Origin of the sequence: Candidatus Pelagibacter sp. HIMB1485 (assembly GCF_052048055.1) — a bacterium.
In the GTDB taxonomy this organism is placed as follows: Bacteria; Pseudomonadota; Alphaproteobacteria; order Pelagibacterales; family Pelagibacteraceae; genus Pelagibacter.
Genome location: NZ_JBNAIN010000002.1, coordinates 253,872 through 278,185, shown reverse-complemented (window position 1 = coordinate 278,185; position 24,314 = coordinate 253,872). Strand labels below are relative to the sequence as shown.

The 24,314-nt window shown below is 31.0% G+C and carries 20 protein-coding genes; 12 read left to right on the top strand and 8 right to left on the bottom strand.

What is annotated here, in order from left to right; genetic code table 11:
• Position 1: 1 nt before the first annotated feature.
• Positions 2-964, top strand: coding sequence for a 2-dehydropantoate 2-reductase N-terminal domain-containing protein (locus tag ACTTA4_RS03955; RefSeq protein WP_440633617.1), 963 nt, complete (start codon positions 2-4; stop codon positions 962-964).
• Here the strand turns inward: ACTTA4_RS03955 and ACTTA4_RS03950 are convergent, their stop codons facing one another.
• Positions 965-2,296: an NAD(P)-binding domain-containing protein gene (locus tag ACTTA4_RS03950; protein ID WP_440633616.1), complete on the bottom strand. Its 1,332-nt coding sequence runs from the start codon at positions 2,294-2,296 to the stop codon at positions 965-967.
• A gap of 81 nt (positions 2,297-2,377) precedes the next feature.
• On the opposite strand from ACTTA4_RS03950, the gene ACTTA4_RS03945 reads away from it, so the two are divergent.
• The 5 genes from ACTTA4_RS03945 (at position 2,378) to ACTTA4_RS03925 (ending at position 8,642) form a co-directional block, all read left to right on the top strand.
• Entirely contained in the window at positions 2,378-3,454 is a 1,077-nt protein-coding gene (locus ACTTA4_RS03945) for an ABC transporter ATP-binding protein (RefSeq protein ID WP_440633615.1), read from the top strand.
• Between the two features lie 113 nt (positions 3,455-3,567).
• The gene (locus ACTTA4_RS03940; RefSeq protein WP_440633614.1) at positions 3,568-4,899 is read left to right on the top strand and encodes an ABC transporter substrate-binding protein; all 1,332 of its coding nucleotides are present in this window, start codon (positions 3,568-3,570) and stop codon (positions 4,897-4,899) included.
• Positions 4,900-4,946: 47 nt separating this feature from the next.
• The gene (locus ACTTA4_RS03935) at positions 4,947-6,206 is read left to right on the top strand and encodes a carbohydrate ABC transporter permease (protein WP_440633613.1); all 1,260 of its coding nucleotides are present in this window, start codon (positions 4,947-4,949) and stop codon (positions 6,204-6,206) included.
• Positions 6,196-7,389, top strand: coding sequence for a carbohydrate ABC transporter permease (locus ACTTA4_RS03930; RefSeq protein WP_440633612.1), 1,194 nt, complete (start codon positions 6,196-6,198; stop codon positions 7,387-7,389). Before ACTTA4_RS03935 ends, ACTTA4_RS03930 begins: the two co-directional genes overlap by 11 nt.
• Complete coding sequence (locus tag ACTTA4_RS03925; RefSeq protein ID WP_440633611.1) at positions 7,389-8,642, top strand: MGH1-like glycoside hydrolase domain-containing protein; 1,254 nt, start codon at positions 7,389-7,391, stop codon at positions 8,640-8,642. The genes ACTTA4_RS03930 and ACTTA4_RS03925 overlap by 1 nt, the downstream gene beginning before the upstream one ends.
• On the opposite strand, the gene ACTTA4_RS03920 is transcribed toward ACTTA4_RS03925, so the two are convergent.
• From ACTTA4_RS03920 to ACTTA4_RS03900, 5 genes are all read right to left on the bottom strand, one after another.
• Positions 8,639-10,000: a GH1 family beta-glucosidase gene (locus ACTTA4_RS03920; protein ID WP_440633610.1), complete on the bottom strand. Its 1,362-nt coding sequence runs from the start codon at positions 9,998-10,000 to the stop codon at positions 8,639-8,641. The genes ACTTA4_RS03925 and ACTTA4_RS03920 overlap by 4 nt on opposite strands.
• A 1-nt stretch (position 10,001) precedes the next feature.
• Entirely contained in the window at positions 10,002-11,330 is a 1,329-nt protein-coding gene (locus ACTTA4_RS03915; RefSeq protein WP_440633609.1) for an alpha-glucosidase/alpha-galactosidase, read from the bottom strand.
• Position 11,331: 1 nt separating this feature from the next.
• A complete protein-coding gene (locus ACTTA4_RS03910) occupies positions 11,332-12,183 on the bottom strand; it encodes a carbohydrate ABC transporter permease (protein ID WP_440633608.1) in 852 nt (283 codons plus the stop codon).
• Positions 12,184-13,104, bottom strand: a complete 921-nt coding sequence (locus ACTTA4_RS03905) for a carbohydrate ABC transporter permease (protein ID WP_440633607.1) — start codon at positions 13,102-13,104, stop codon at positions 12,184-12,186.
• A gap of 76 nt (positions 13,105-13,180) precedes the next feature.
• Positions 13,181-14,425: an ABC transporter substrate-binding protein gene (locus tag ACTTA4_RS03900; RefSeq protein ID WP_440614108.1), complete on the bottom strand. Its 1,245-nt coding sequence runs from the start codon at positions 14,423-14,425 to the stop codon at positions 13,181-13,183.
• 169 nt (positions 14,426-14,594) lie between these two features.
• Between ACTTA4_RS03900 and ACTTA4_RS03895 the strand changes: the two genes are divergently transcribed.
• Positions 14,595-15,746, top strand: a complete 1,152-nt coding sequence (locus ACTTA4_RS03895; protein ID WP_440633606.1) for an iron-containing alcohol dehydrogenase — start codon at positions 14,595-14,597, stop codon at positions 15,744-15,746.
• A complete protein-coding gene (locus ACTTA4_RS03890; RefSeq protein ID WP_440633605.1) occupies positions 15,746-16,534 on the top strand; it encodes a type 1 glutamine amidotransferase in 789 nt (262 codons plus the stop codon). Before ACTTA4_RS03895 ends, ACTTA4_RS03890 begins: the two co-directional genes overlap by 1 nt.
• Here the strand turns inward: ACTTA4_RS03890 and ACTTA4_RS03885 are convergent.
• Positions 16,526-18,211: a formate--tetrahydrofolate ligase gene (locus tag ACTTA4_RS03885; protein ID WP_440633604.1), complete on the bottom strand. Its 1,686-nt coding sequence runs from the start codon at positions 18,209-18,211 to the stop codon at positions 16,526-16,528. The genes ACTTA4_RS03890 and ACTTA4_RS03885 overlap by 9 nt on opposite strands.
• 124 nt (positions 18,212-18,335) lie before the next feature.
• On the opposite strand from ACTTA4_RS03885, the gene ACTTA4_RS03880 reads away from it, so the two are divergent.
• Genes ACTTA4_RS03880 through ACTTA4_RS03865 form a run of 4 tightly spaced genes read left to right on the top strand, consistent with a single transcriptional unit; the run spans position 18,336 to position 23,442 of the window.
• Positions 18,336-19,592, top strand: a complete 1,257-nt coding sequence (locus tag ACTTA4_RS03880) for a sarcosine oxidase subunit beta family protein (RefSeq protein WP_440614112.1) — start codon at positions 18,336-18,338, stop codon at positions 19,590-19,592.
• On the top strand, positions 19,593-19,862 hold the full coding sequence (locus tag ACTTA4_RS03875) for a sarcosine oxidase subunit delta (protein ID WP_075506172.1): 270 nt from the start codon (positions 19,593-19,595) through the stop codon (positions 19,860-19,862). It abuts the gene before it with no gap.
• Positions 19,862-22,858 (top strand): sarcosine oxidase subunit alpha family protein, encoded by a 2,997-nt coding sequence (locus ACTTA4_RS03870; protein ID WP_440633603.1) that lies wholly within the window; start codon positions 19,862-19,864, stop codon positions 22,856-22,858. Before ACTTA4_RS03875 ends, ACTTA4_RS03870 begins: the two co-directional genes overlap by 1 nt.
• The gene (locus ACTTA4_RS03865; protein WP_440633602.1) at positions 22,855-23,442 is read left to right on the top strand and encodes a sarcosine oxidase; all 588 of its coding nucleotides are present in this window, start codon (positions 22,855-22,857) and stop codon (positions 23,440-23,442) included. Before ACTTA4_RS03870 ends, ACTTA4_RS03865 begins: the two co-directional genes overlap by 4 nt.
• Here the strand turns inward: ACTTA4_RS03865 and ACTTA4_RS03860 are convergent, their stop codons facing one another.
• On the bottom strand, positions 23,443-24,294 hold the full coding sequence (locus ACTTA4_RS03860; RefSeq protein WP_440633601.1) for a DMT family transporter: 852 nt from the start codon (positions 24,292-24,294) through the stop codon (positions 23,443-23,445).
• Positions 24,295-24,314: the final 20 nt, after the last annotated feature.

Sequence of the window (24,314 nt, the reverse complement as noted above, 5' to 3'; positions counted from 1 at the left end):
TATGAATAAGATTTTAGTAATTGGCGCTGGTGCGATGGGTGCTGCATTTACATTTCCTTTGATTGACAATAATCATCAAGTAACTTTGACTGAACCATACAGCAAAGATCTTCATAAGAAATTATTAAAAAAAAATAAATTTCATCCAGCATTAAAACTTAAGTTATCTAAAAGAGTTTCTGTCAAAAAATTTTCATCAGAATTACTCAATCAAAAATGGGACTTAATTGTTGTTGCAGTAAGTTCTATTGGAATTGAAATGGCCAAAGAACATTTAAAAAATATAAAAAGAAAAGTTTCTATTCTCGTTTTGACCAAAGGTCTTAAATATGATCGAAATAATAAAAAAATTATTACTATGTCAGAGCAATTAAACAAAGGGAATCAAAATTTAAATATTTCAGTATTAAAAGGGCCTTGTTTAGCAAAAGAGTTAGCAAAAAAAATCAAAAGTTACACTGTGATAGCAAACAAGAATATTAATATCGCAAAAAACATAGGAAAATTAATCTCAACTAAATATTACAAAACAGAATATTCAACTGATGTAAAAGGAGTTGAATTTTCATCTGCAATTAAAAACATATATTCAATGATTATTGGATCGGGTGAAGGTGAAAATACTGCTTCAGCCTTATTTAGAAAATCGTTAGATGAAATGGAATATTTGATAAAATATTTTAGAGGTAAAAAAGAAACAGTTCATGGGTTAGCTGGAGTGGGTGACTTATACGTTAGTGCAGTTGGAGGAAGAAATAGTAAAATGGGTGAATATTTAGGAGAAGGTTTTACTTTTAAAGTTGCAAAAAATAAATTTATGAAAAATGATACAGTTGAGGGCGCAGATCTGGCTAAAGAGATTGCACCCTACATATTGAAAAAAATTAATAAAAATAAAATACCACTTATGCATGCACTATTAAGTGCAATCACAAAAAATAAAAAATTAAAAGTTAACTATTAATTATTTATTTAAAAAAGTCTTCATCGAGTCATCCATCGCAGTTTCCCATGGAGTATGGTGTATAGGTGCAACAGAACCTGTAACAGGTGATGAAAACGATTTGTTTCTGTAAGTTAAGATATCTTCTACTTTGTGATGTTCCCACTCTTTGAAATGTTTTCTAATTAGTTCAAAATCTATTTTTGGATAATCAGACATATCATGAAGTTCTTTTGTGTATTCAGTTTGAAAATCAATCATTTGATCTGGGTTTTCTAATTTTTCCTCCATAGCGACCCATTTATTGATATCTTTATTGATTTCATCAGCACTTGGCATTTTAATTTTTCCCATAATTACATCTCTTGCAAACCAAGCTTGGCAATCAAACATATTAAAAGTATGGAATTGATCTTGCATACCAAGATATAAAATTTTGTGATTTTCTTGCCAAACAACTCCTTTGTATAATTTCGGTGGATATAATCTGTTGTGTGTTTTTAACTTAATACTTTCATCTAAAAATGGAAAATGATGCAAGTATCCTGTGCACAAAATTATTGCATCCGCATCTTGTTCAGTACCATCTTTAAAAATTGCTTTTTTTCCTTCTAATCTATCTAGATAATGAACTTCTTTCATTCCTTTGGGCCATTTAAATCCCATAGGTGCATTTCGATATCCAATAGTTACACTTTTAGCTCCATATTTATTACACTGTAGAGCAACATCTTCAGCTGAATAACTGCTTCCCAAAACTATCACATCTTTTCCTCTAAATTCTTCAGCATCTCTAAAATCATGTGAGTGCATTATTCTTCCAGGGAAAGAATTCATTCCCTTGTATTCAGGAATAAATGGAACAGAAAAATGACCAGTTGATACAACAAGATAATCGAATGAATCTTTTGAAAATTGATCTTTTGCCTTATCTTGATATGTAATTTCAAATTTTTCATTTTCATAAACTACATTGGTGACTCTTGTATTAAATTTGACTTTGTCTTTTAATTTACCTTTACTCACTCTACCCAAAATATAATCCTGCAAGACTTCTCTTGGCGGAAAAGAGGGAATTGGCTGTCCAAAATGTTCATCAAAAGAGTAGTCTGCAAACTCTAAGCATTCCTTAGGACCATTGGACCATAAATATCTATACATACTATTATGAACTGGGTCTCCATATTGGTCACTACCTGTCCTCCAATTGTAGTTCCATAAACCTCCCCAATCTTCTTGTTTTTCAAAACAAACTATTTCAGGAATTTTTTCACCTTTATTTTCTAAGTGTTCAAATGCTCTTAACATTGATAGACCACAAGGTCCTGCTCCAATAATTGCAATTTTGCTCATTGTGTTTTCTCCAGTTTATAAATATGCTAAATAAATATAAACAAATATAAACTGAAAATACAATATAATTATTAACTTAAGATGGCTGAGATAAATATTTCAAACATAAATAAATCTTTTGGATCTACACATGTAATTAAAGATGTGTCTCTAGATATTAAAAGTGAATCTTTCACTGTATTGGTTGGACCAAGTGGATGTGGTAAATCAACAATGTTAAGAATGATAGCTGGTTTAGAGGAGATCAACTCAGGAACTATTTCAATAGATGGACAAGTTGTGAATGATCTTCCACCAAAAGAAAGAAATATCGCAATGGTATTTCAATCTTATGCATTATATCCACACATGACAGTGTTTGATAACATGGCTTTTGGTTTAAAAATTGAAAAAAAATCTAAAGAGGAAATTACAGAGAGAGTTATGGAGGCTGCTAAAATTCTTCAAATAGAAGAGTACTTAGAAAGAAAACCAAAGCAATTGTCTGGAGGACAAAGACAAAGAGTTGCAATTGGAAGAGCCATTACAAGAAAACCAAAAGTATTTTTATTTGATGAACCTTTATCTAATTTAGATGCAGCTTTAAGAGTGCAGATGAGAGTAGAGCTTGCTAAATTGCATGATCAATTAAACGCAACAATGATTTATGTTACTCATGATCAAACCGAAGCAATGACGCTTGCAGATGATATAGTTGTGCTAGATCAAGGTATCGTGTCTCAAAAAGGATCACCATTAAAACTATATAATGAGCCAGAAAATTTATTTGTAGGTGGATTTATTGGTTCACCAAAGATGAACTTTATTAACTCTAAAGTAATAAGCTCAAATAGTTCTGGAACTGAAGTTGAAATTTCTGGACAAGGAAAAATTATTGTTCCAAAAACTTCAGATAAAGTTTCACCTGGTGATAGTGTAAAAATTGGAATCAGACCTGAGCACATCTTAATCAATAGTGGTGAAAAATGCTGGGAGAGCAAGGTTTTCGTAATTGAAAAATTAGGTTCATCTACTTTTTTATATCTTGAAAAAGAGGGAGAGCCCCTAGTTGTTCAAACTGATGGAGCCAGCAAAGTTAATGTTGGTGACAATCTTAGCCTAAGCTTCGACCTGACCAAATGTCATTTATTTGATGGAAGTAATTTAGCTTTTAAATAAAGGTTTTTTCAATAATTTATAGTATTTTCTCAATACAGGGATGACACTATTGCATAGGAAATTCTGTACAAAAAATATTAAAGTTTTTAAATAAAAATTAACAAGAGGTAATTATGTTTAAAAAAACTTTAATATTATTATCTGCTATAGCATTTTTTATTAACAATGTTGCATTTGCAGATATTAAGTTTTGGACAACTGAAACTCAACCAGCAAGAATGGCTAAGCAAGAAGATATGGCCAAAGCATTTGAAGCTAAAACTGGTATAGCAGTTGAAGTTATTCCAATAGACGAAAAAGAATTAGGTAAAAGAGCAACAGCTGCAGCTGCAGCAGGTGATTTACCTGATGTAATTTATCATACACTGCAATATGTGTTGCCATGGGCTGAAGCAGGAATTTTAGATGTTGATGCCAACAATGAAGTTGTGAAAGATTTAGGTAAAGATACATTTGCACCTGGCGCTTTAAACATGGCCAAAAAAGGAACAAAGATAGCAGCCGTTCCAGTTGATGGTTGGACTCAAATGATTGTTTATAGAAAAGATCTTTTTGAAGCAGCTGGATTAGAACCGCCAACAAGCTATGACAATATAATTAAAGCAATAGATACTTTATCATCTAACGATATGTTTGGATTTGTTGCTGCAACAAAAACAGATGAAAACTTTATGAGTCAAGTTTTGGAACATGTTTTTTTAGCACAAGGAGTAAATATTGTTAAAAAAGGTGGAATTCAAAAACAAGGTTGGAGAATTAAAAAATCATTAGAATTCTATAAAGCAATAGCAAAAGCCAGCCCTCCAGGAGAGTTATACTGGAAACAATCAAGGGAACTTTACTTTGCTGGAAAAACTCCAATGATCATTTGGTCTCCATTTATCATGGATGAGCTTGCTGGATTGAGAGACTCAGCTCCACCAACTATAAATAGTGATCCTACTTCTCCAGAGCTAGCATCAAAAACAGGTTTCATAACTAATTTTAGTGGACCTAATAATGAAGATGGCGCTGCTTGGGCAGATATAAGATATTTTGGTATTACAGCTGATGCTGACACTGATGAAGCAAAACAATTTGTAATGTATTCTATGGACGAAGGTTATACGAGTACTTTAGCAATTGCACCAGAAGGAAAGTTTCCAGTAAGAAGAGGAAATTCATCTGATCCAGAAGCGTTTACAAAAGCTTGGAGTAAATTGCCAGTTGGTGTAGACAGAAAAGCTGCATTATCAGATCTGTATTCATCAGATGTTATCAATAATATTGTAGCTGGTTTGGATACTGCGAGTAGATGGGGAGTTAAAGAAGGTGAACTTTCTAGAGCCTCAAAAGTAATCAACTCTCAATTCTTAAACAGAATTACTAGGTTGTATATTGATGATCAGATCGATGTAGATGAAGCTGTTGATATGATCAATAAATCTTTAGCACAATTCAATTAATTTCAATTTTTTAAAAAAGCGGATAATATTAATTATCCGCTTTTTTTATGAGTAATTCACTTTCAAAAATAGAAAAGAGAACTGCCTATGCTTTAACTTTGCCTGCAGTTCTAATCGTATTTGCAATAGTATTATTTCCAATATTTTCCAACGTTTGGATTAGTTTTAAAGAAGTTCAATTAAAAGATATAAGAATTCCAGAGCCTCGAGCAAAAAAAATAGTTAAATCAATTAAAAATGAAGATTCAAAAATCAAGATTATCTATAAATTAAGAAATAGTTCCTTAATTCAAGATATTAGAGATGTAAAATTCCAAGATAAATTTCCAAGCAATGTTAAACCAATTGATTTAGATAAAAGATGTAAGTTCACCTCAAATAGAGTTCAGTGTGATTTTGGTAACTGGTCAAAAAAATACAGAGAGCAATTTGTGATTTTTTTTGAGACAAAAAATGGTGAAAAAATTGATAAAAAACAATTTAAATCAAACAAACCTAATTTAAAAGGAAATGCAGACAACATTCTTTTGACAAGTGATTTTACTTTGTCAAATTTTAAAAAAGTAATCACAAATTATGAATTTAAAGATTTATTATTAACAACATTTTATTATACTTTTTTTGGAACAGTAGGTGCAATTGTTTTTGGAATTTTGTCAGCCCAAATGGTAAATCAAAAGTTTAGAGGTAGAAGTTTTGTAAGAAGTACATTATTATTTCCCTACGTAGCCCCAGTTGTGGCCTTGGCTTTTACATGGGAGCTACTGTTAGATCCTAATAGTGGTACTTTAAATAATTTACTACTCAATTATAACATAATAGATAAGCCAATAAATTTGTTGGGTCAAAAGTATGTATCTATTTTTGTTTTTGGTTTTGAATTCAAATTAAGATTGGCTTTAACAACTGTTATTATCTTTGAAATCTGGAGATATTTTCCTTTGGCATTTCTATTTATACTAGCAAGACTTCAAGCTGTACCGAAAGAACTTTATGAGGCAGCAGATATTGATGGGGCTGGGCCTTACACTAAATTTATGAATATAACATTACCACAGATTACAGCAGTGATTTCTATTTTATTTATGATTAGGTTTATTTGGAATTTTAATAAGTTTGAAGATATTTTTCTTTTAACAGGTGGTGCATCAGGAACTAGAACACTTCCAATAAATGTTTATGAACAGGGATTTTCAATAGGAAATATTGGTATGGGTTCTGCTGTTTCGATGGTGATTGTATTATTACTTTTATTTTTCATGTTAATTTATTTTAAACTGATAGGAAAAAGAGCCAATGAGAGTTAAATCAATTATCACTTTCAGTTTAATTTCCTCATTTTTTTTATTTTCTTTGATTTCTATTTGGAAAATTTTATCCACATTGCAAGGTATTGAGCTTAAAACTTTAAATTTCAATTTTTATTTTATAAGTGGAATTTTAATTTCAATAATTTCAATTTTCTTAAGTGAAAAATTAAACAAACTATCTAAAGTGATTTTATTATCATCAGTGTTCGTATTGATTGATTATTTTAATAATAGCTCTTTACCTATTTGGCATTATATAGGTACATTTTTGATCTTATTATTTTTTGTTAATAAGCTGTCTAACTATAACAAAAAAAATTTTAATTATGATTTTTCTGCACAAATTATATTTTTTGATTTTGTAACTTTATTTGGAATAATCTTTTTTTCTTTTGTAATTTTATTCCCTTTTTACTTGATGTTAGTAACAAGTTTCAAAACCCAGGCTCTTTTATTAATTAATCCTTTAGATTTCAGTGTCGATTTAACACAAGATATTAAATCTTTATTTAAATCTTATATTATAGTTTTCACAGAATATAATTTTGGCAAGTATATGCTTAATAGTTCAATTGTATCAGTGGGCACAGTTATAATTACTTTATTACTTGGGATCCCTGCAGCTTATGCAGTAGCAAGATTAAACTTTTTTGGAAAACACTTTTTGTCTACGTCTATTTTAATTATATATATGTTTCCAGCTATTGTCCTCGTCATACCTCTTTACACAGTTTTTAGTCAATTAGGTCTAAGAAATTCTGTATTTGGATTATTAATTATTTATACAGCTACAACACTTCCAGTGGCAATTTATATGCTCCAAGGATATTTCAAAAGTATACCAAAAGAACTTGAGGAGGCAGGTATAATGGATGGACAAAATTGGTTTGGAATAATTGTTAAAATCATTTTACCTTTAAGTTTACCGGCAATTGCCTCTGTAGCATTGTATGTATTTATGATTGCTTGGAATGAATTTTTATTTTCACTAATGTTTTTAGATAGTCCTAGCTCATTTACATTATCAAGAGCAATACAGTTCTTAAATGTAGGAGCTGAAACGCCAAGACAATATTTAATGGCTGGTTCAGTAGTTGTAACTTTGCCAATTTTATTTATTTTTGTTTATTTTGAAAAATATTTAGTTAGTGGATTAACATCAGGGAGCGTTAAGGGTTAATGAGTTTGTTAAAAAGAGAAGCTGAGTATGTTTTATTAAATAATAGGCGTGAGGGATACACGCTGCCTACAAACAATAAGTTGTACCCAGCTCAATGGAATTGGGACTCAGCATATATAGCCCTCGGTTATTCTTATTTTAATAAAGAATACGCAATAGTTGAGTTAGAAAAGTTGTTCGAAGGACAATGGTCAGACGGTATGGTTCCTCATATTTTGTTTCATCAAAAGGATGAAAATTATTTTCCCAATCATAATACTTGGCAGTGTGGCGATAAAATTCCATCATCTGGAATAACTCAACCACCTATAGTCTCAAGTATTTTAAAATTAATGTTAGATAAGAATGAATTTAGTTCGAGTGAAATGAAAAGAATTTTGAACTTAATAAAAAAAACAAAAAAATATTTAGAATGGTTTTATAAATATAGAGACCCAAATGATACTGGTTTAGTGTCAATATTACATCCTTGGGAAAGTGGCACAGATAATTCACCTTTATGGGATTTTCCTTTAAGTAAAATTTTAATTGAAGAAAATTTGGAATATAAAAGAAGAGATTTGGATGTCTCAAGTAGTGATGTACGACCACTTAAAAGAGATTATGATTGTTATATTACTCTTTTAAATCAGTTCAGAAATGAAAAATATAATCCTGAAAAGCTCTATGATATTTCAATGTTTAATGTTGCTGATATAGGTTTTAATTCTTTGTTTTTGAAAGCTTGCAAAGATCTAGTCTATATTGCAACAAAAAATAATATTGACTGTACTTCAATTGAAAAAAAAATAACAAAAACTGAAAATAAATTGATTAGTTTATATAATCAAAATGATAATTCGTTTTATTCATTCGATGTTTTAAATAAGCAATCTTTAGAAATCCCTTCTATTACAAATTATTTTATTTTGTTTGCAGATATTCAAAATAAAGAAATTAATAATTCGATAATTCAAAGTTTAAAAAAGTATAATTCGAATGAAAAATATTTCTTTTCGTCAATAAAGCCTGATAGCAAATATTTTGAGGAGATAAGATATTGGAGAGGACCTGTTTGGATTAATTGTAATTGGATCTTATATAAAGGATTATTGGAAAAAGACCCTGATTTTGCTAATAAAATAAAATCACATACATTAGATTTAATACATGAAAAGGATTTTCATGAATACTACAGTTGTAAATCAGGAACTCCTTATGGTGCTAATAATTTTTCTTGGTCAGCAGCTTTATATTTGGATTTAATAAATTAAAAGTCTAGTGGAATGGAATTCTCTTCCACAAGTTTTTTGAAAAAATAATATGACTTTTTAGGAGTTCTTTTTAAAGTCTTAAAATCAACGTGCACTATTCCAAATCTCTTTTCAAATCCTAATGCCCATTCAAAATTATCCATGAATGTCCATGCAAAATAGCTTTTAACTTTAGCTCCATCATCAATAGATTTTTTTACAGCATTTAAATATTTTTTAAAATAATCAATACGATCGGTGTCGTTTATTTCTCCATTTTTTTCAATTAAATCTGGATATGCAGCTCCGTTTTCAGTTAAATAAATATCTGGATTTCCATAATTATTTTTTAAATCCATAATTTGATCATAATAAGCATCTGGAACAATTTCCCATCCCATAAGAGTTAACTTTGTATCTTTATCTTCAAGACCAAAAGGTAATTCATCATTAACTGCTCCTCTTGCTTTAAGCAAATTATTGTTATCAGCTTTAATTCTATAATGTTGATAATGATTTAATCCTATAAAATCATTTTTTTGAAAAATAGTTTTCATATCATCTTGTTGAATATGTTTTGAGACATCATTAATTAATAATTCTGGATACTTTCCAAGATACATAGGGTCGGCAAATGATCTATTCCAATAAGTATCAAATAATTTAGTAGCATGAAGATCTTCACTTGATTTTGTGGCAGGAATACAGGGTGCCATATTAAATGAACAACCAATTTTAATATTATTGTTTAAAGCTTTCATTGCTTGAAAAGCTGTACCATGTGCAAGATTAACATTATGTATTGATGCAAAATATTTCTCTAAATCTTTGTATCCTGGAGCCATATAACCATCTACATATCCATAAATTGTAAAAACAGCTGGTTCATTAAATGTGATAAAATGATTACATCTGTCTCCAAAATTTTTAACAATAGACTCTGAATAATCTGCAAATATATTTGTCATATCTCTATTTGCCCAACCTCCTTTATCTTGCAGAGATTGAGGAAGATCCCAGTGATATAAAGTTATGAAAGGTTCAATATTTTTTTCTAAACATTTGTCAATTAATCTTGAATAAAAATCTATCCCTTTTGGATTTATTTTACCTTTTCCTTCTGGAATAATCCTAGTCCACGCTAAAGAAAATCTATAGGAATTTAGATTTATATTAGCCATCAACTCAATATCTTCTTCGTATCTATGATAATGATCTACAGCTGTATCCCCGTTTTCATTATTTTTTACTTTTCCAGGTGTATGTGTAAAAGTATCCCAAATACTTTTACTCTTTCCATCTTTATCAATAGCACCCTCTATTTGGTAACTTGCAGTTGCAGTCCCCCAAAAAAAACCATTAGGAAAGTTATTTTTCATGTCAATTAAATTTTGGTATCCAATTTTTATGAGCTATTAACAACTCATCTACCATAGAACTTATTTGATCTAAACTTAATAAAGAGGAGGTAAGTGGATCCAACATAGCTGCATGATAAATAGCATCTTTTTTTTTAGTTCTTAAAGCTTCAACAGTTAACTGTTGTACATTTATATTAGTTTTCATTAGGTTTGCTAAATGCATTGGTAAATCCCCAACTTTTTGTGGGTTAATTCCTTCATTATTTATTTTACATGGTACTTCAACACAACAATCATCTGGTAAATTAGAAATTAACTCATTATTCAAAACATTACCATTAATTGTGTCTTCTTTTCCGTCAACAATTGATACAATAATCCGTGAAGCATACTCTAAAGATTTCTCACAGACAAATTTTTCTCCATCTAATAAATTTTGCTCTTGTTGATCCCACTCTTTAATTTGTTTTTTGCACCTTCTAATATATTCATTAATTGGAATATTGAATTCACTCAATAAATCCTCTCTGTTATTTTTAATAAACCAAGGAGTATATTCTGCAAAGTGTTCGGATGATTCTGTAACAAAATATCCAAATTTTTCTAAAACTTTATATCTAACTTCATTTGTACATCCGTCCCAATTGGTTCCAAATGTTTTTTCTTTTCCAGCTTTAAAAATTTTAGGATAAAGATTTTCTTTTTTTCCATCAGGATTTATTTTTTCAAACTTAGTATAAAAAGACATATGATTGATACCTGAACATTCATAACTAATGTTTTTAATATCCTCGCCAATATCTTTTGCCAAATCTTCAGCAGTTCCTTGTACAGAATGACAAAGTCCAACATATTTTAGCTCAGGTGCAAATTTAGACAATGCTAAACAATTAATTGCCATAGGATTAACATACTGCAACATAGTTGCGCTCGGACAAACTTCATTCATATCTTTTGCAACTGATAATAAAGCGGGGACAGTTCTTAATCCTCTCATAATTCCACCTATTCCCAAAGTGTCACCAATAGTTTGTTTTAGTCCATATTTTGCTGGAATTTCAAAATCAATAACAGTAGAGGGCTCATAACCTCCTATTTGAAACATTAATATTACGAAGTCAGCTCCACTGAGTGCTTTTTTTTGACTTTTTTCAATTATAATTGTTGGATTTACACCTATTGATTTTGCAACTTTTTCTGCAACCAAATTTGAAGTTTTTAATCTTGTATCATCAATATCTTGCAAGACTATTTCACAGTTACTGAAATTTTTTTCAAGCAAAATATCTGTAAGTATATTTTTCATAAATACAGTACTTCCTGCTCCAATAAATGTAACTTTAATCATACTAACCTTTAGTTGCCCCAAGAGTTAATCCAGCAATAAAATGTTTTTGCATTAAGAAAAACATAATAACGGGAGGTATAGCAGCAACAATAGATCCAGTTGATAGCAAGTGATAAGCTGTAATCCATTGACCGTTTAATGATTTTAACCCAGCGGTAATGGGCATTGCATGATCACCTTGTATTAAGACAGTCGCCCAAAAATAATCGTTCCATATAAATGTAAAAATTAATACACAAAGTGCTGCTATAGCTGGTCTAGTTAAAGGTAATATTATTTTCCAAAATATTTTAAATTCAGATGCGCCATCCATTCTTGCAGCTTCAATAAGCTCTTGAGGTAAAGCTTTAATAAAATTTCTCATAAAAAGTGTGCAAAACCCTGTTTGAAAAGCTACATGAAATAGCACTAATCCTGTAATAGTGTTGTAGAGACCAATTTTAAAAGTAAGATCCCTAACTGGTATCATTAAAATTTGAAATGGAACAAAGTTTCCAGCTATAAAAATAAAAAATATTGTTAAATTTGTCTTAAATTTATAGTTAGCAAGAGCAAAGCCAGTCATACAACTTAAAGCAACTGCTCCTAACATTGTTGGTATAGTTACTTTAAAACTATTTAGAGTATATTTAAGCATTGGAGTGTTAGTAAAAACATCGTGTAAATTTGAAAAAAGTAAAAATTCACTCGGTGTTCCCCACATGTTTCCAGCTGTAATATCTCCCAGGCCCCTGATAGATGTCATTAAAATACCAAAAATTGGTATCAGCCAAATAATTAACGAGATAGGTAAGAATATTTTATAAATATATTGATTTACAACTGGTCTTTGATGAATAGGAGTAGGGAACATTTAGTTATTATCCTCTCTCTCATTTCGATACATTCTGTATATGAAAAACAAAATATAAAACATCATTATTGTAAATAAAACAGTTGCTATTGCTGACCCGTATCCCATTCTGTATCCATATTCACTTAAAGCTTGCTCAAACATGTAATACGCCAAGACATTTGAATATCCATAAGGACCTCCTTGAGTCATTATTGCTACCATATCGAAGCTTCTTAGTGCACCAATTACAGTAACTACAATTGCTAGGAAAGTTGCGGGTCTAAGCTGTGGGAGTACTATATTCCAAAATAAATGAAACCCCTTAGCACCATCCATTCTTCCAGCTTCGATTTGTTCAGGGTTAATATTATTAAGTCCTGTTAAATATAAAATTAAACAATAAGCAATTTGAGGGTATAGACCTGCAAATATTATCCCATAAGTAGCAGTATCTTCATTTGCAAGAATTGAAAATCCCTCTAACCCAATGAAATTTAGAAATGGTGCAATCACTCCATAATTTGGTTGGTAAAACCAGGTAAAAATTAGACCAATAACTACTTGAGATATAACAAATGGAAAAAAAAATAGAGATTTTACTAATCTTATTCCAAAAACAACTTGATTTAAGAATATCGCTAATCCTAGACCAATAGGAACAGCTAGCATGAAAAATACTAGCCATTTAAGATTATTCCAAAGTGAAATATAAAAATATTCATCATCTAGTAGCTCAATATAATTTTGAAGACCAACATATATCGAAGGGGATAGGCCATCCCATTGATAAAAAGATATACCAATAGATACAAATATTGGAGCTATTACATAAATGAAAAAAAATATTAAACCTGGAGCTAAAAAAATCCATGGGCTTACTTTAATTTGATTTTTTTGCCACCAAGTAATTCTTTTTGCTTTTGAATTATTTAGTTCCATTTAATTCTATTTTAAAAATTGATGAAATCGATTTTTAAACTTAGGGGCTTATTAGCCCCTAAGTTAATTTAAAAGTTTATTTATAAACTCTTTGACGTACTTTTTCTAATCTTTCCAAGATTTTTTGTCTTCTGTCTGGATTAGACATATATTCTTGGAAGCCCTTCATACCTTCTGATGCCATTTGAGCTGGAGCATCTCTATCGTAGAATTGCGCCATTGCGTAAGCATTATTAAGCATATTTAATCCTGCTGATAAGAAAGGATCTCCTTCTTTAACACCAGAGTTTTTGTTAATAGGTAGCTGACCTAATATTTTATTAATCTCTTCTTGTACATCAGCTCGAGACATAAATATTAAGAAACGTTTTGCATCAGTTTTATTCTTAGCTTTTGAAGGTATATGTACTGTATCAGTAGGCGCCTCCTCAGCCATTGGAATACCTGGAGTTATTTCAGGAAATTGAAAGAATCCTAAAGTATCATCATTTAAACCACCCTCTTTTAAAGGAGCAACTGCAAAATTACCCATAACGTACATTGCAGCTTCACCATTGATCATTGGGGTTAGAGCCTCTTGCCAACTTAGAGCAGCATGATTTTCTAAAAAGTAACCAGGTTTAACCAATTCATCCCATTTATCAAAAACTGCTTGAACTTTAGCATCAGTATAAGGAACTTTTCCTAAAGTAAGATCCATATGGAATTCATATCCATTTGTTCTTAAATTTAAGTAGTCAAATACTCCTGCAGTAGTCCATAGATATTTTGATCCAATAGTTATTGGTGTTACTCCACTTGCTTTTATTGTTTCACAAGCTTTAACGAACTCATCCCAAGTTTTTGGAACACTAATACCTAAGTTATTAAAAATATCTTTTCGGTAATAAACTCCCCACTGATAGTAAGTATAAGGAATTCCCCATTGCTTGCCACCAATTGTCATGGATTTTTTAGCATGCTCCATATTTTCACTTAAGTTTCCATCAACCCAACCTGAGTCTGACCAGATATCAGAAACATCTTCAAACAAACCTGCTCTTACAAATGGTAACATCCTGTTTCCTGCATACCAGTTTGCCACATCAGGTGGATCAGTGTTCAAGAAATTTCTAATAGATTGTTTGTAACCTTCATGGTCAAAAACATTCCATTTTACTGTGACATCAGGATTTTCATCTTCAAATTTTTTAATGATATATTCAAAAGCTGCTTTAGGTGCTGCATCAGATGTATCTGTGTTTATTACTAAAGTTCCAGCAAATGAAGTTGAAGAGATTATTCCAAACGTCATTATTAATGAGATAATAATCTTTTTCATTTATACTCCTTTTATTATGTATGATTGATAGACTATGTATTTTTCAAATCGATTACAAACGAAAATTTCGATTACTATTTGTCGCAAAAAAAAATTGGTAAATTATAAATAGTTTCTAATATTAAATTATAAAAAATATCTATATAATTATACTAATTATAATTATTTTATGGCTTGGAATTATCCCACTACTATTTGGTTTGGAGCAGGTAAAATAGAAGATCTTACAACCGCCTGTTTAAACTTAAAAATTAAAAATCCACTTTTTGTAACCGATAAAGATCTTTTAAATCTTCTAATGACTTCAAAAGTAATTGAAAAATTAAAAAATGACTTTGATAATTTAAAAGTATTTTCAAAATTTTCAGGAAACCCAACTGGAAAAAACGTAATGGAAGGTGTTTCTTTATATTTAGAAAAAAACTGTGATGGAGTAATTGCCTTTGGTGGAGGTAGTGCATTAGATGTAGGAAAGGGAATAGCTTTTATGTGCGGTCAAAAAAGACCTATATGGGATTTTGAAGATATAGGTGATTATTGGACAAGAGCTGATGTAAATAAAATTTCTCCAATTATAGCGGTTCCAACTACTGCAGGAACAGGATCAGAAACAGGAAGGGCTTCAGCCATTATTAATCAAGAAACAGGAATAAAAAAAATAATTTTTCATCCAAAAATTTTACCTTCTATTGTAATTTTAGATCCAAATTTAACTAAAGATCTTCCGCCAAGAATAACAGCTGCAACAGGAATGGATGCACTTGCTCACAACCTTGAAGCTTTTTGCGCACCTGGATTTCACCCAATGGCAGATGGTATCGCGCTTGAGGGTATGAGGCTAATTAAAAATTCTTTAATAGAGGTTTATAAAAATGGTACGAACATAGAAGCTAGATCTGAAATGTTAGCAGCATCTAGTATGGGTTCTACTGCTTTTCAAAAGGGTCTTGGTGCAATACATTCTTTAAGTCATCCAATAAATGCACAGTTTGATGTACATCATGGTTTAAGTAACGCTATATTTATGCCTTATGTTTTAACTTTCAATAAATCAGTCATTGAAAACAGAATTATATCTATTTGTAATTATCTTAATCTAAATAGTACATTTGAAAGTTTTTTAGGATGGATACTAAATTTGCGTAAAGAATTAAATATTCCTCATAAACTTTCAGATGTTATGGACTGTAGTGAAATAGATTTAGAAAAACTTTCTCTAATGGCATTTGAAGACCCATCTACAGCAGGCAATCCAAAAAAAATAACAAAAGAAGATTTAAAAGAAATGTATAAAAAAAGTATTTCAGGAGAATTATTTTAATGAAGAAAATTTTAGTTGTAGAAGGTAATTTACAAGAGGAAAATCAAAGTTTTACAGAAGCAGGTATTCAAACTCATACTGAAAGCTTAAAACATAGCCTTTCTCATTTTACTGATCAACTAAATATAGATGTGGTTAATCCCTCTTCAGATGAAAATATAAGTAAGAATATAGATCCACTAGAAAGTTATGATGGTCTTATTTGGGGCGGAAGTAGTTTAAATATTTATAACAAGACACCTGAAATTTTAAGACAAATAGAATTTATGAAAGAGTGTCAGAAAAAAATTAAAAAAGTTCTAGCGATTTGTTGGGGAATGCAAGTTGCGGTAACTGCTGCTGGTGGTGAAGTTAAAAAAGCTGAGAGAGGATCTCATCGAGGTATTGCAAGAGATATTGAAATTAATGAAAATGGTTTAAATCATCCATTATATAAAAACAAAAATAAAAAGTTTAATACTCCAGCATTTAATTTTGATGAAGTTGTAACTCTTCCAAAAAATTCGACATTGCTAGCTTCGAACCCAATTAATAACGTTCAAGGTTTAAATTTTAAAATTGGAAAATGTGATGTGTGGGGCCTTCAGTATCATCCAGAAATTACTTACAACAAGATGATTAACTTAATTATTTTCAGAAAAGATAGACTTATAGAACGTGGTGCTTTTAAAGATCAAAATCATATTGATGATCACATTAAAAATATAGAAATAGAAAATAAAAAGTTAGATAAAATTTCTAGAATGCGAGAATTAGAAAATTGGTTGAGTTATCTTAATTTAGAATAATCCTTCTATCTCACCTTTTTCATTTAGTTTAATAGAATCTGCTGCAGGAACCCTTGGCAATCCAGGCATAGTCATGATTGCACCGCAAATAACCACAATAAACTCTGCTCCCGATGATAGCCTTACTTCTCTTACTGGTAATGCATGACCTGTTGGTGCTCCTTTAAGATTTGGATCTGTTGAGAAACTGTATTGAGTTTTAGCAACACAAATTGGTAAATCACCATATCCAGCTTCTTCAAAGTTTTTAAGTTGATCTCTAATTTTTGTATCAGCGATTACTTCATCTGCTCTATAAATTTCTTTTGCAATAGTCTCTATTTTTTTAAACAATGGTGTTTTGCTTTCGTATAAAAATTGAAATTTAGCTTCATCTTTTTCGCACAATTCTGAAACATGAGCTGCTAATTCTTTTGTACCTTCACCACCATTTGCCCAATGAGTACATAGACTAGCTTTAACACCCAAATTATCACAGAAATCTATAAGTGCTTTTACTTCATTATCAGTATCTTTTATAAAATGATTAACTGCTACAGCTACAGGTAAACCAAACTTTTTAACATTTTGAATATGTCTTTCTAAATTTACTAAACCTTTTTTTAAAGCTTCAACATTTTCATTTTTTAAATCATCTTTAGCAACACCACCGTGCATTTTTAAAGCTCTTATAGTTGCAACAATTACTACACAGCTTGGTTTTAAATTTGATTTTCTACATTTAATATCTAAGAATTTTTCTGCACCAAGGTCTGCACCAAACCCTGCTTCAGTTACAACATAGTCTGCTAATTTTAAACCAGTCTTAGTTGCGATAACTGAGTTACAACCATGAGCAATATTCGCAAATGGACCACCATGTATAATTGCAGGATTGTTTTCCAAAGTTTGTGTAACATTAGGTCTGATAGCTTCTTTTAAAAGAACTGTCATAGGACCTTGAGCATTTAGGTCTTTTGCATAAACTGGTTTTTTATCTCTAGTATACCCAATAGTTATATTTCCAATTCTTTTTTCTAAATCTTCCAAATCATTTGATAAGCAAAAGATTGCCATTATCTCTGATGCAACTGTAATATCAAAACCATCTTCTCTTGGAAAACCATTTGCTACACCACCTAAATTTATATTTATAGATCTTAACGATCTATCATTCATGTCCATAACTCTTTTCCAAACAATTCTTCTAACATCGATATCCAGTTTATTTCCCCAATAAATATGATTATCGATTAATGCTGATAATAAATTATGAGCCGATGTAATTGCATGAAAGTCACCTGTAAAATGCAAATTGATTTGTTCCATTGGAACGACTTGTGCATAACCTCCACCAGCTGCTCCACCTTTCATACCAAAAGAAGGACCTAAGCTTGGTTCTCTAAGACATACGATAGATTTTTTTCCAATTTTATTTAAACCATCATTTAATCCAACTGAAGTTGTAGTTTTTCCTTCTCCTGCTGGTGTTGGAGTAATAGCAGTTACCAAAATTAATTTTCCATCTGGCTTGTCTTTTAGTTGCTCTAAATATTCTAAATTTATTTTTGCAATATGTCTGCCCATAGGACTAAACGCAGAGCTTTCATCAGGTACATTTATTTTTGCTAAAATATCATTTATTGGTTGCATTTTAGCTTCTCTAGCTATCTGTATATCTGATTTTACATCGCTCATTCGTTATCCTTTATTGTAAATTTTTTTGCATAATAATTATCTTATTTGAGATTTTTCGAAACTTCTAAAATATATATATAAAAAAAATAAGAACTATTTAAATTCATTAATATAAAATTCTAATATGCAAAAGTATTCTATTTTTAGCTTGGTTAAAAATGCATTAACAGGCCATCAAAATTGGGATTTAGCTTGGAAAGATCCAAATCCTAAAGAAGAGTACGATGTTGTCATCATTGGAGGCGGTGGTCATGGTTTAGCTACAGCGTATTATCTAGCTAAAGAGCATCAAATTACAAAAGTAGCTATCATTGAAAAAGGATGGATTGGCGGTGGAAACGTTGGACGTAACACTACAATTATCAGATCAAACTACATGCATGATGAAAATGGTCTTTTCAGTGAGTTTGGAATGGATCTATGGAGAAAGATGAGTCAGGACTTAAATTACAATGTAATGTTTTCTCCAAGAGGAATAATTAATCTTGCACACTCAGATGCACAAATGAATGCATACGCAAGAAGAGGAAATTCGATGAGATTAAATGGAATAGATGCAGTTCTTTTGAATAGAGAAGAAGTAAAAGAATTAATTCCAATGGCTGATTTTTCAGATAACGTAAGGTTTCCAATCTTTGGTGGATTGATGCAACCAAGCGCTGGAACTGCTCGTCATGATGCAGTTGCTTGGGGGTATGCTCGTCAAGCAGACTCGATGGGGGTAGATATAATTCAAAATTGTGAAGTTACAGGTTTTGATGTTTCTGCAGGAAAAATAAAAGGGATCAGAACATCTAGAGGAAATATTAAAGCAAAAAAAGTAGGTCTATGTGTTGCTGGTAGCACAAATATTTTAGCAGAAAAATTAAATATGACTTTGCCAATTGAAACTCATCTTTTACAAGCTTGTGTTTCTGAACCAGTGAAACCAGTTTTAGATAAAGTTGTAACTTTTGGTGCAGGTCACTTTTATATTAGTCAATCAGACAAAGGTGAAATGGTAATGGGTGGAGACCTCGATGGTTACAATAGTTACGCTCAAAGAGGTAATCTTCCAACATTACAACATGTTTTAACTGAAGGAATTGCGATGATGCCATTTTTAAGTAAATTAAAAATGCTAAGAACTTGGGGTGGGATTATGGACATGTCAATGGATGGTTCACCAATAATTGATAAAACTCATATTGATGGTTTGTATTTAAATTGTGGATGGTGTTACGGAGGCTTTAAAGCAACTCCAGCATCAGGATGGACATTTGCACATACTATTGCTCAAGATAGAGTTCATGAATTAAATGCAGGATACAGTTTGAACAGATTTAGTACTGGTCATCTTATTGATGAAAAAGGTCTTGGTACAAAAACTTGGATTTCATAAATGTTACATATTAAATGCCCACATTGTGGAATGAGATCTCAAAATGAATTTTCTTATGGTGGAGATGCTACTGTTAAAAGACCAGAACTAAATAAAGAAGTTACAGATCAAGAATGGGATAATTTCGTATACAATAGAGTTAGTCCCAGAGGAAAACATTTAGAACTTTGGCAGCATTTATCTGGTTGCAGACAGTGGATAAAAGTTGAAAGAGATACTGCAACACACGAAATTTTTAAAACTTATAAAGCTAACGAAGAAATTGCTTAATGACTCAGAGTTATCGAATAGAAACAGGTGGCTTAATAAATAGAAATAAAAAAATTTCTTTTAAGTTCAACGGTACATCTTATTTTGGATATGAAGGTGATACATTAGCTTCAGCTTTACTGGCAAATGGTGTTCATTTGGTCGGTAGAAGTTTTAAATATCATAGACCCAGAGGGTTTTTTGGTGCAGGAGTTGATGAACCTTATGCTGTTGTTCAACTTTATAGAAATGGTGAAACGGAGCCAAATATTAAAGCAACTGAACAGGAATTGTTTGAAGGATTAGAGGCAAGCAGTGTTAATTGTTGGCCAAGTGTCAACTTTGATATTGGAGCTATAAACAATTTTTTAAAGATTTTTTTACCGGCTGGATTTTATTATAAAACTTTTATGTGGCCAAAAAGCTTTTGGTACAAAATTTATGAGCCATTTATTAGAAAAGCAGCTGGATTAGGTGTAGCTTCAACGAAACATGATAAAGAGAGATATGAACATAAATATGAGTACTGTGATCTTTTAATTGCTGGATCTGGACCATCAGGTTTAGCGAGTGCGTATTCTGCAGCGAAAAATGGAGCCAAAGTAATTTTGGCTGAGGACAAACCAAGATATGGTGGTTCATTATTAACAAGCGATGTGAATATCGGTAACCAATCTGGAAAAGATTGGGCGGACGGTATTATTTCAGAATTGAAAGAGATGCCAAATGTAATCGTAAAAAATAGATCTCAAGTTTTTGGATATTATGATCACAACATGTTGGTAATGTCTGAAAAAGTTAGTGATCATTTACCTAAAACTAAAAAATATCATCCAAACAAAAGACTTTGGTACATTAGAGCAAAAGAAGTTCTAATTTCATCTGGATCAATCGAAAGACCAATTGTTTTTGGAAACAATGATACTCCTGGAGTAATGCTTTCATCTGCAGCTAAAGAATATTTAAAAGTTTATGGCGTCTTAGTTGGAAAAAAACCTTTAGTATTTACAAACAATGATAGTGGCTATGAAACTGCAATTGAATTTAAAAAACATGGAGTTGAGCCTATAGTTTTAGATTCAAGATCAAATCCACAATCAGAAATTATTGATGAAGCAAAAAATTTAGGAATTAATATTAAAGATTCATATGTAGTAGTTGCAGCACAAGGTTATAAAAAAGTAAAATCAGCTGATGTGGCAACTATTTCTGAAGACAAGAAAACACTTGGCAAAATAGAGAATATAAATTGTGACTGTATATGTGTTTCTGGATTTTGGACACCTACAATTCATTTGGCATCACAATCAGGAAATAAAACTAAATTTAATGAAGAGATAGACGCGTTTGTTCCAGGAGTTTCAAAACAAAATGAAACAACTTTGGGAGCTGCTAATGGTGTGTTTACTCTAGAAGAAACTTTAAAAACATCATTTGAAAAAGGAAAAGAATTATCAAAAAAAATTACCGAGAAAGATAACGAAATATCTATTCCAAATGTAGTTGAAAAAAAATATTCTAAACATGATAAGTTTTGGTGTGTTCCATTACCAAAAGGTAAAAGTTATAAAAGATTTTTAGATTTTCAAAATGATGTTGCTGTTTCTGATGTAGAGATTGCATTAAGAGAAGGTTATAGATCAATCGAACATGTAAAAAGATATACCACTTTAGGTATGGCAACAGACCAAGGAAAAACAAGTAATTTAAATGGATTACAATTAGTATCTGAGATTGAAAATAAAGTTGTTCCGTCCGTTGGCCACACAACTTTTAGACCTCCTTATACACCTATTTCCATAGGTGCTATTGTTGGTAGAGAAGTAGGAAAGCATTCAAAACCAACAAGAAAATCTCCAATTCACAATTGGCATGAAGAGCATAACGCTGTTTTTGTTGATGCAGGAGTTTGGTTAAGACCAAGATACTATAAAAGAGGAAACGAAACCTTGTTCGAAGCATCAAAAAGAGAAGCAAAAAATGTAAGAACAAATGTTGGTGTTTGTGATGTAACTACACTTGGTAAGATCGATGTTAAGGGTCCTGATGCTGCTGAATTTTTAAACAGAGTATACACAAATGCTTGGTTAAAGTTACCTGTTGGAAAAGCAAGATATGGAGTGATGTTAAGAGAAGATGGGATAGTGATGGATGATGGTACAACTACTAGAATTTCAGAAAACCACTATCACATGACAACAACTACTGCTCAAGCAGCGAATGTGCTTTCGCATTTAGAGTATTATTTGCAACTTGTTTGGCCTGAACTTAATGTAAATGTAGTTTCAACAACTGAGCAATGGGCAGGAGCTGCCATAGCTGGTCCTAAATCAAGAGATTTATTACAGAAATTGTTCCCTAAAACAGATGTATCTAATGAAGGTCTTCCGTTTATGGGATATGTCGAGGGTGATTTATTTGGTGTTAAAGCTAGAATCTTCAGAATTTCATTCTCAGGTGAATTAGCTTACGAAGTTAATGTTGAGTCTGATAACGGAACATTTATGTGGGAAAAAATAATTGAACTTGGAGAAGAGTTTCAAATTCAACCATATGGAACTGAAGCACTGTCTACACTTAGAATTGAAATGGGGCATGTTGCAGGTTCTGAATTAGATGGAAGAACAATTCCTTACGACAATGCATTAGAAGGGTTATTGAGTAAAAAGAAAGACTTTATTGGAAAAAGATCATTGCAGAGAGCAGCTTTTGTAGCTGAAGATAGACAGCGAATTGTAGGCGTTGTTCCATTGGATAAAAAAACTAGTATTCCAGAAGGTTCACACTTAGTTAAAGACGCTAACGCTCCTTTGCCGAATAAAAAATTAGGTCATATCTCAGCCTCTTGTTGGAGTGTTGAGCATGATAATCCATTTTCACTAGCAATATTAAAAGATGGAAAAAATATGATTGGAGAAAAATTATTCGTAATGTCTCCATTAAAAAACAAAGTTATTCCAGTAGAAATAGTTTCATCACATTATGTTGATCCAAAAGGAGAAAGAGTTAGATCATGAGTTTAATTTCAGCTTTAAATAATGTGCATGCAAAAGGTCAATTTGGAGATTTTGAAGGTAAAGATGATAAAAATTTACTTTCAATATCTGAAACTACTAATTTATTAATTGTACAGATAGTTCAGTATAAAAGTTCAAACTCATCATTAGACAATATACAGGTAGATGGTCTAAATTTAAGAGACAATCCATCTTTAGTTAGCTCAAATGATAACACAAGAATACTTTGGAACGGTCCAAGAAATTGGATTTTAGTTTCTAAGAAAAAGGACACTTTAAATGAAATAAAGCAAAAATTTAATGATAATGAATTTGCAATAACAGACATATCTCATTCAAAAGCAATAATTGAAATTGAAGGTAAAGAAGCTAAGGAAGTTTTAAAAAAAGGATGCCCATTTAATTTTGGTGAGCTAGAAAAAAATCAATGTTTAAATTCTACTTATAACGGAATGTCAGTAACTATTGATATGCTTGATGATGATCCAGATAAATTTAGAATATTTGGATTAAGAAGTTTTGGTGAATCTCTTTATCACTCAATAACAGACTCATCTTTAGAATTTGGATATATTGCAAAGTAATTATTTATCTCTAGTAGCAATATAAACACCAATAGTAGCTATAAAAAATCCTAAAAGATCTAAATTAGATAATTTCTCATTTAAAAATAACCACGCCATGAACGCAGATGTAGGAGGAATTAAAAAAAATATCGAAACGGTTTTGCCTGCGGAATTTTTTTTAATTAAGAACATAAGTATTGTGAATGCTCCAAAGGACACTAAAAAAATTTGATGACTCATTGCAATTATAAATGTTTTTGAAAATTCAATGTAAGGATCAGCAAAAAAAATTATAATTAATAAATGAAATGAAAAACCCCCAAGTGCTTGGTTCATATTACTTACTGATAAGGGTAGGTTGTTGCTTATTGTTTTTTGCCAAAGGGTTGAACTTGTTATTGCTATCAAAGCTATAATGGTTGCAATTAATCCAGCAGTAGGAATTTTTGATCCAATTTCAAAACCTAGAACCAAAGATGCTCCAATAAATCCAAGTAAAACACCTATCCACTGTTTAATAGAAACCTTCTCTTTAAGTATTGGTCCACTTAACGCGTTAGTTAGTATTGGCTGAAGTGTTACAATTAAAGCAGCAAGGCCAGTGGGCATTCCAATAGAAATTGAATAAAAAACACCCCCCAAATAAAATCCATGAAAAAGCACTCCACTGAAAAAAGATTGTAAAAAATTTTTTTTACTTACAATTATTTTCTGCCTTGAATAGATAGAAAAAATTAGAAAACCAAATACTACTAGTGCAAATCTAAAGGCCAATGCAGCAAAAGGATCGCTGTTATCAATGATTGGTTTTGTAGTTATGAATGCTGATGACCAAAGTAAAATAAATATAAATGGGAATATCTTAATCACTATATTTAATAAATTTAAAT

Excerpts from the sequence above, each read along its gene's own strand:
- ACTTA4_RS03885 (WP_440633604.1), bottom strand. The coding sequence starts at position 18,211 with ATGAGCGATGTAAAATCAGATATACAGATAGCTAGAGAAGCTAAAATG.
- ACTTA4_RS03950 (WP_440633616.1), bottom strand. The coding sequence starts at position 2,296 with ATGAGCAAAATTGCAATTATTGGAGCAGGACCTTGTGGTCTATCAATG.
- ACTTA4_RS03870 (WP_440633603.1), top strand. The coding sequence starts at position 19,862 with ATGACTCAGAGTTATCGAATAGAAACAGGTGGCTTAATAAATAGAAAT.
- ACTTA4_RS03905 (WP_440633607.1), bottom strand. The coding sequence starts at position 13,104 with ATGGAACTAAATAATTCAAAAGCAAAAAGAATTACTTGGTGGCAAAAA.
- ACTTA4_RS03945 (WP_440633615.1), top strand. The coding sequence starts at position 2,378 with ATGGCTGAGATAAATATTTCAAACATAAATAAATCTTTTGGATCTACA.
- ACTTA4_RS03875 (WP_075506172.1), top strand. The coding sequence starts at position 19,593 with ATGTTACATATTAAATGCCCACATTGTGGAATGAGATCTCAAAATGAA.
- ACTTA4_RS03880 (WP_440614112.1), top strand. The coding sequence starts at position 18,336 with ATGCAAAAGTATTCTATTTTTAGCTTGGTTAAAAATGCATTAACAGGC.
- ACTTA4_RS03910 (WP_440633608.1), bottom strand. The coding sequence starts at position 12,183 with ATGTTCCCTACTCCTATTCATCAAAGACCAGTTGTAAATCAATATATT.
- ACTTA4_RS03955 (WP_440633617.1), top strand. The coding sequence starts at position 2 with ATGAATAAGATTTTAGTAATTGGCGCTGGTGCGATGGGTGCTGCATTT.
- ACTTA4_RS03940 (WP_440633614.1), top strand. The coding sequence starts at position 3,568 with ATGTTTAAAAAAACTTTAATATTATTATCTGCTATAGCATTTTTTATT.
- ACTTA4_RS03900 (WP_440614108.1), bottom strand. The coding sequence starts at position 14,425 with ATGAAAAAGATTATTATCTCATTAATAATGACGTTTGGAATAATCTCT.
- ACTTA4_RS03915 (WP_440633609.1), bottom strand. The coding sequence starts at position 11,330 with ATGATTAAAGTTACATTTATTGGAGCAGGAAGTACTGTATTTATGAAA.
- ACTTA4_RS03895 (WP_440633606.1), top strand. The coding sequence starts at position 14,595 with ATGGCTTGGAATTATCCCACTACTATTTGGTTTGGAGCAGGTAAAATA.
- ACTTA4_RS03865 (WP_440633602.1), top strand. The coding sequence starts at position 22,855 with ATGAGTTTAATTTCAGCTTTAAATAATGTGCATGCAAAAGGTCAATTT.
- ACTTA4_RS03920 (WP_440633610.1), bottom strand. The coding sequence starts at position 10,000 with ATGAAAAATAACTTTCCTAATGGTTTTTTTTGGGGGACTGCAACTGCA.
- ACTTA4_RS03930 (WP_440633612.1), top strand. The coding sequence starts at position 6,196 with ATGAGAGTTAAATCAATTATCACTTTCAGTTTAATTTCCTCATTTTTT.
- ACTTA4_RS03890 (WP_440633605.1), top strand. The coding sequence starts at position 15,746 with ATGAAGAAAATTTTAGTTGTAGAAGGTAATTTACAAGAGGAAAATCAA.
- ACTTA4_RS03925 (WP_440633611.1), top strand. The coding sequence starts at position 7,389 with ATGAGTTTGTTAAAAAGAGAAGCTGAGTATGTTTTATTAAATAATAGG.
- ACTTA4_RS03935 (WP_440633613.1), top strand. The coding sequence starts at position 4,947 with ATGAGTAATTCACTTTCAAAAATAGAAAAGAGAACTGCCTATGCTTTA.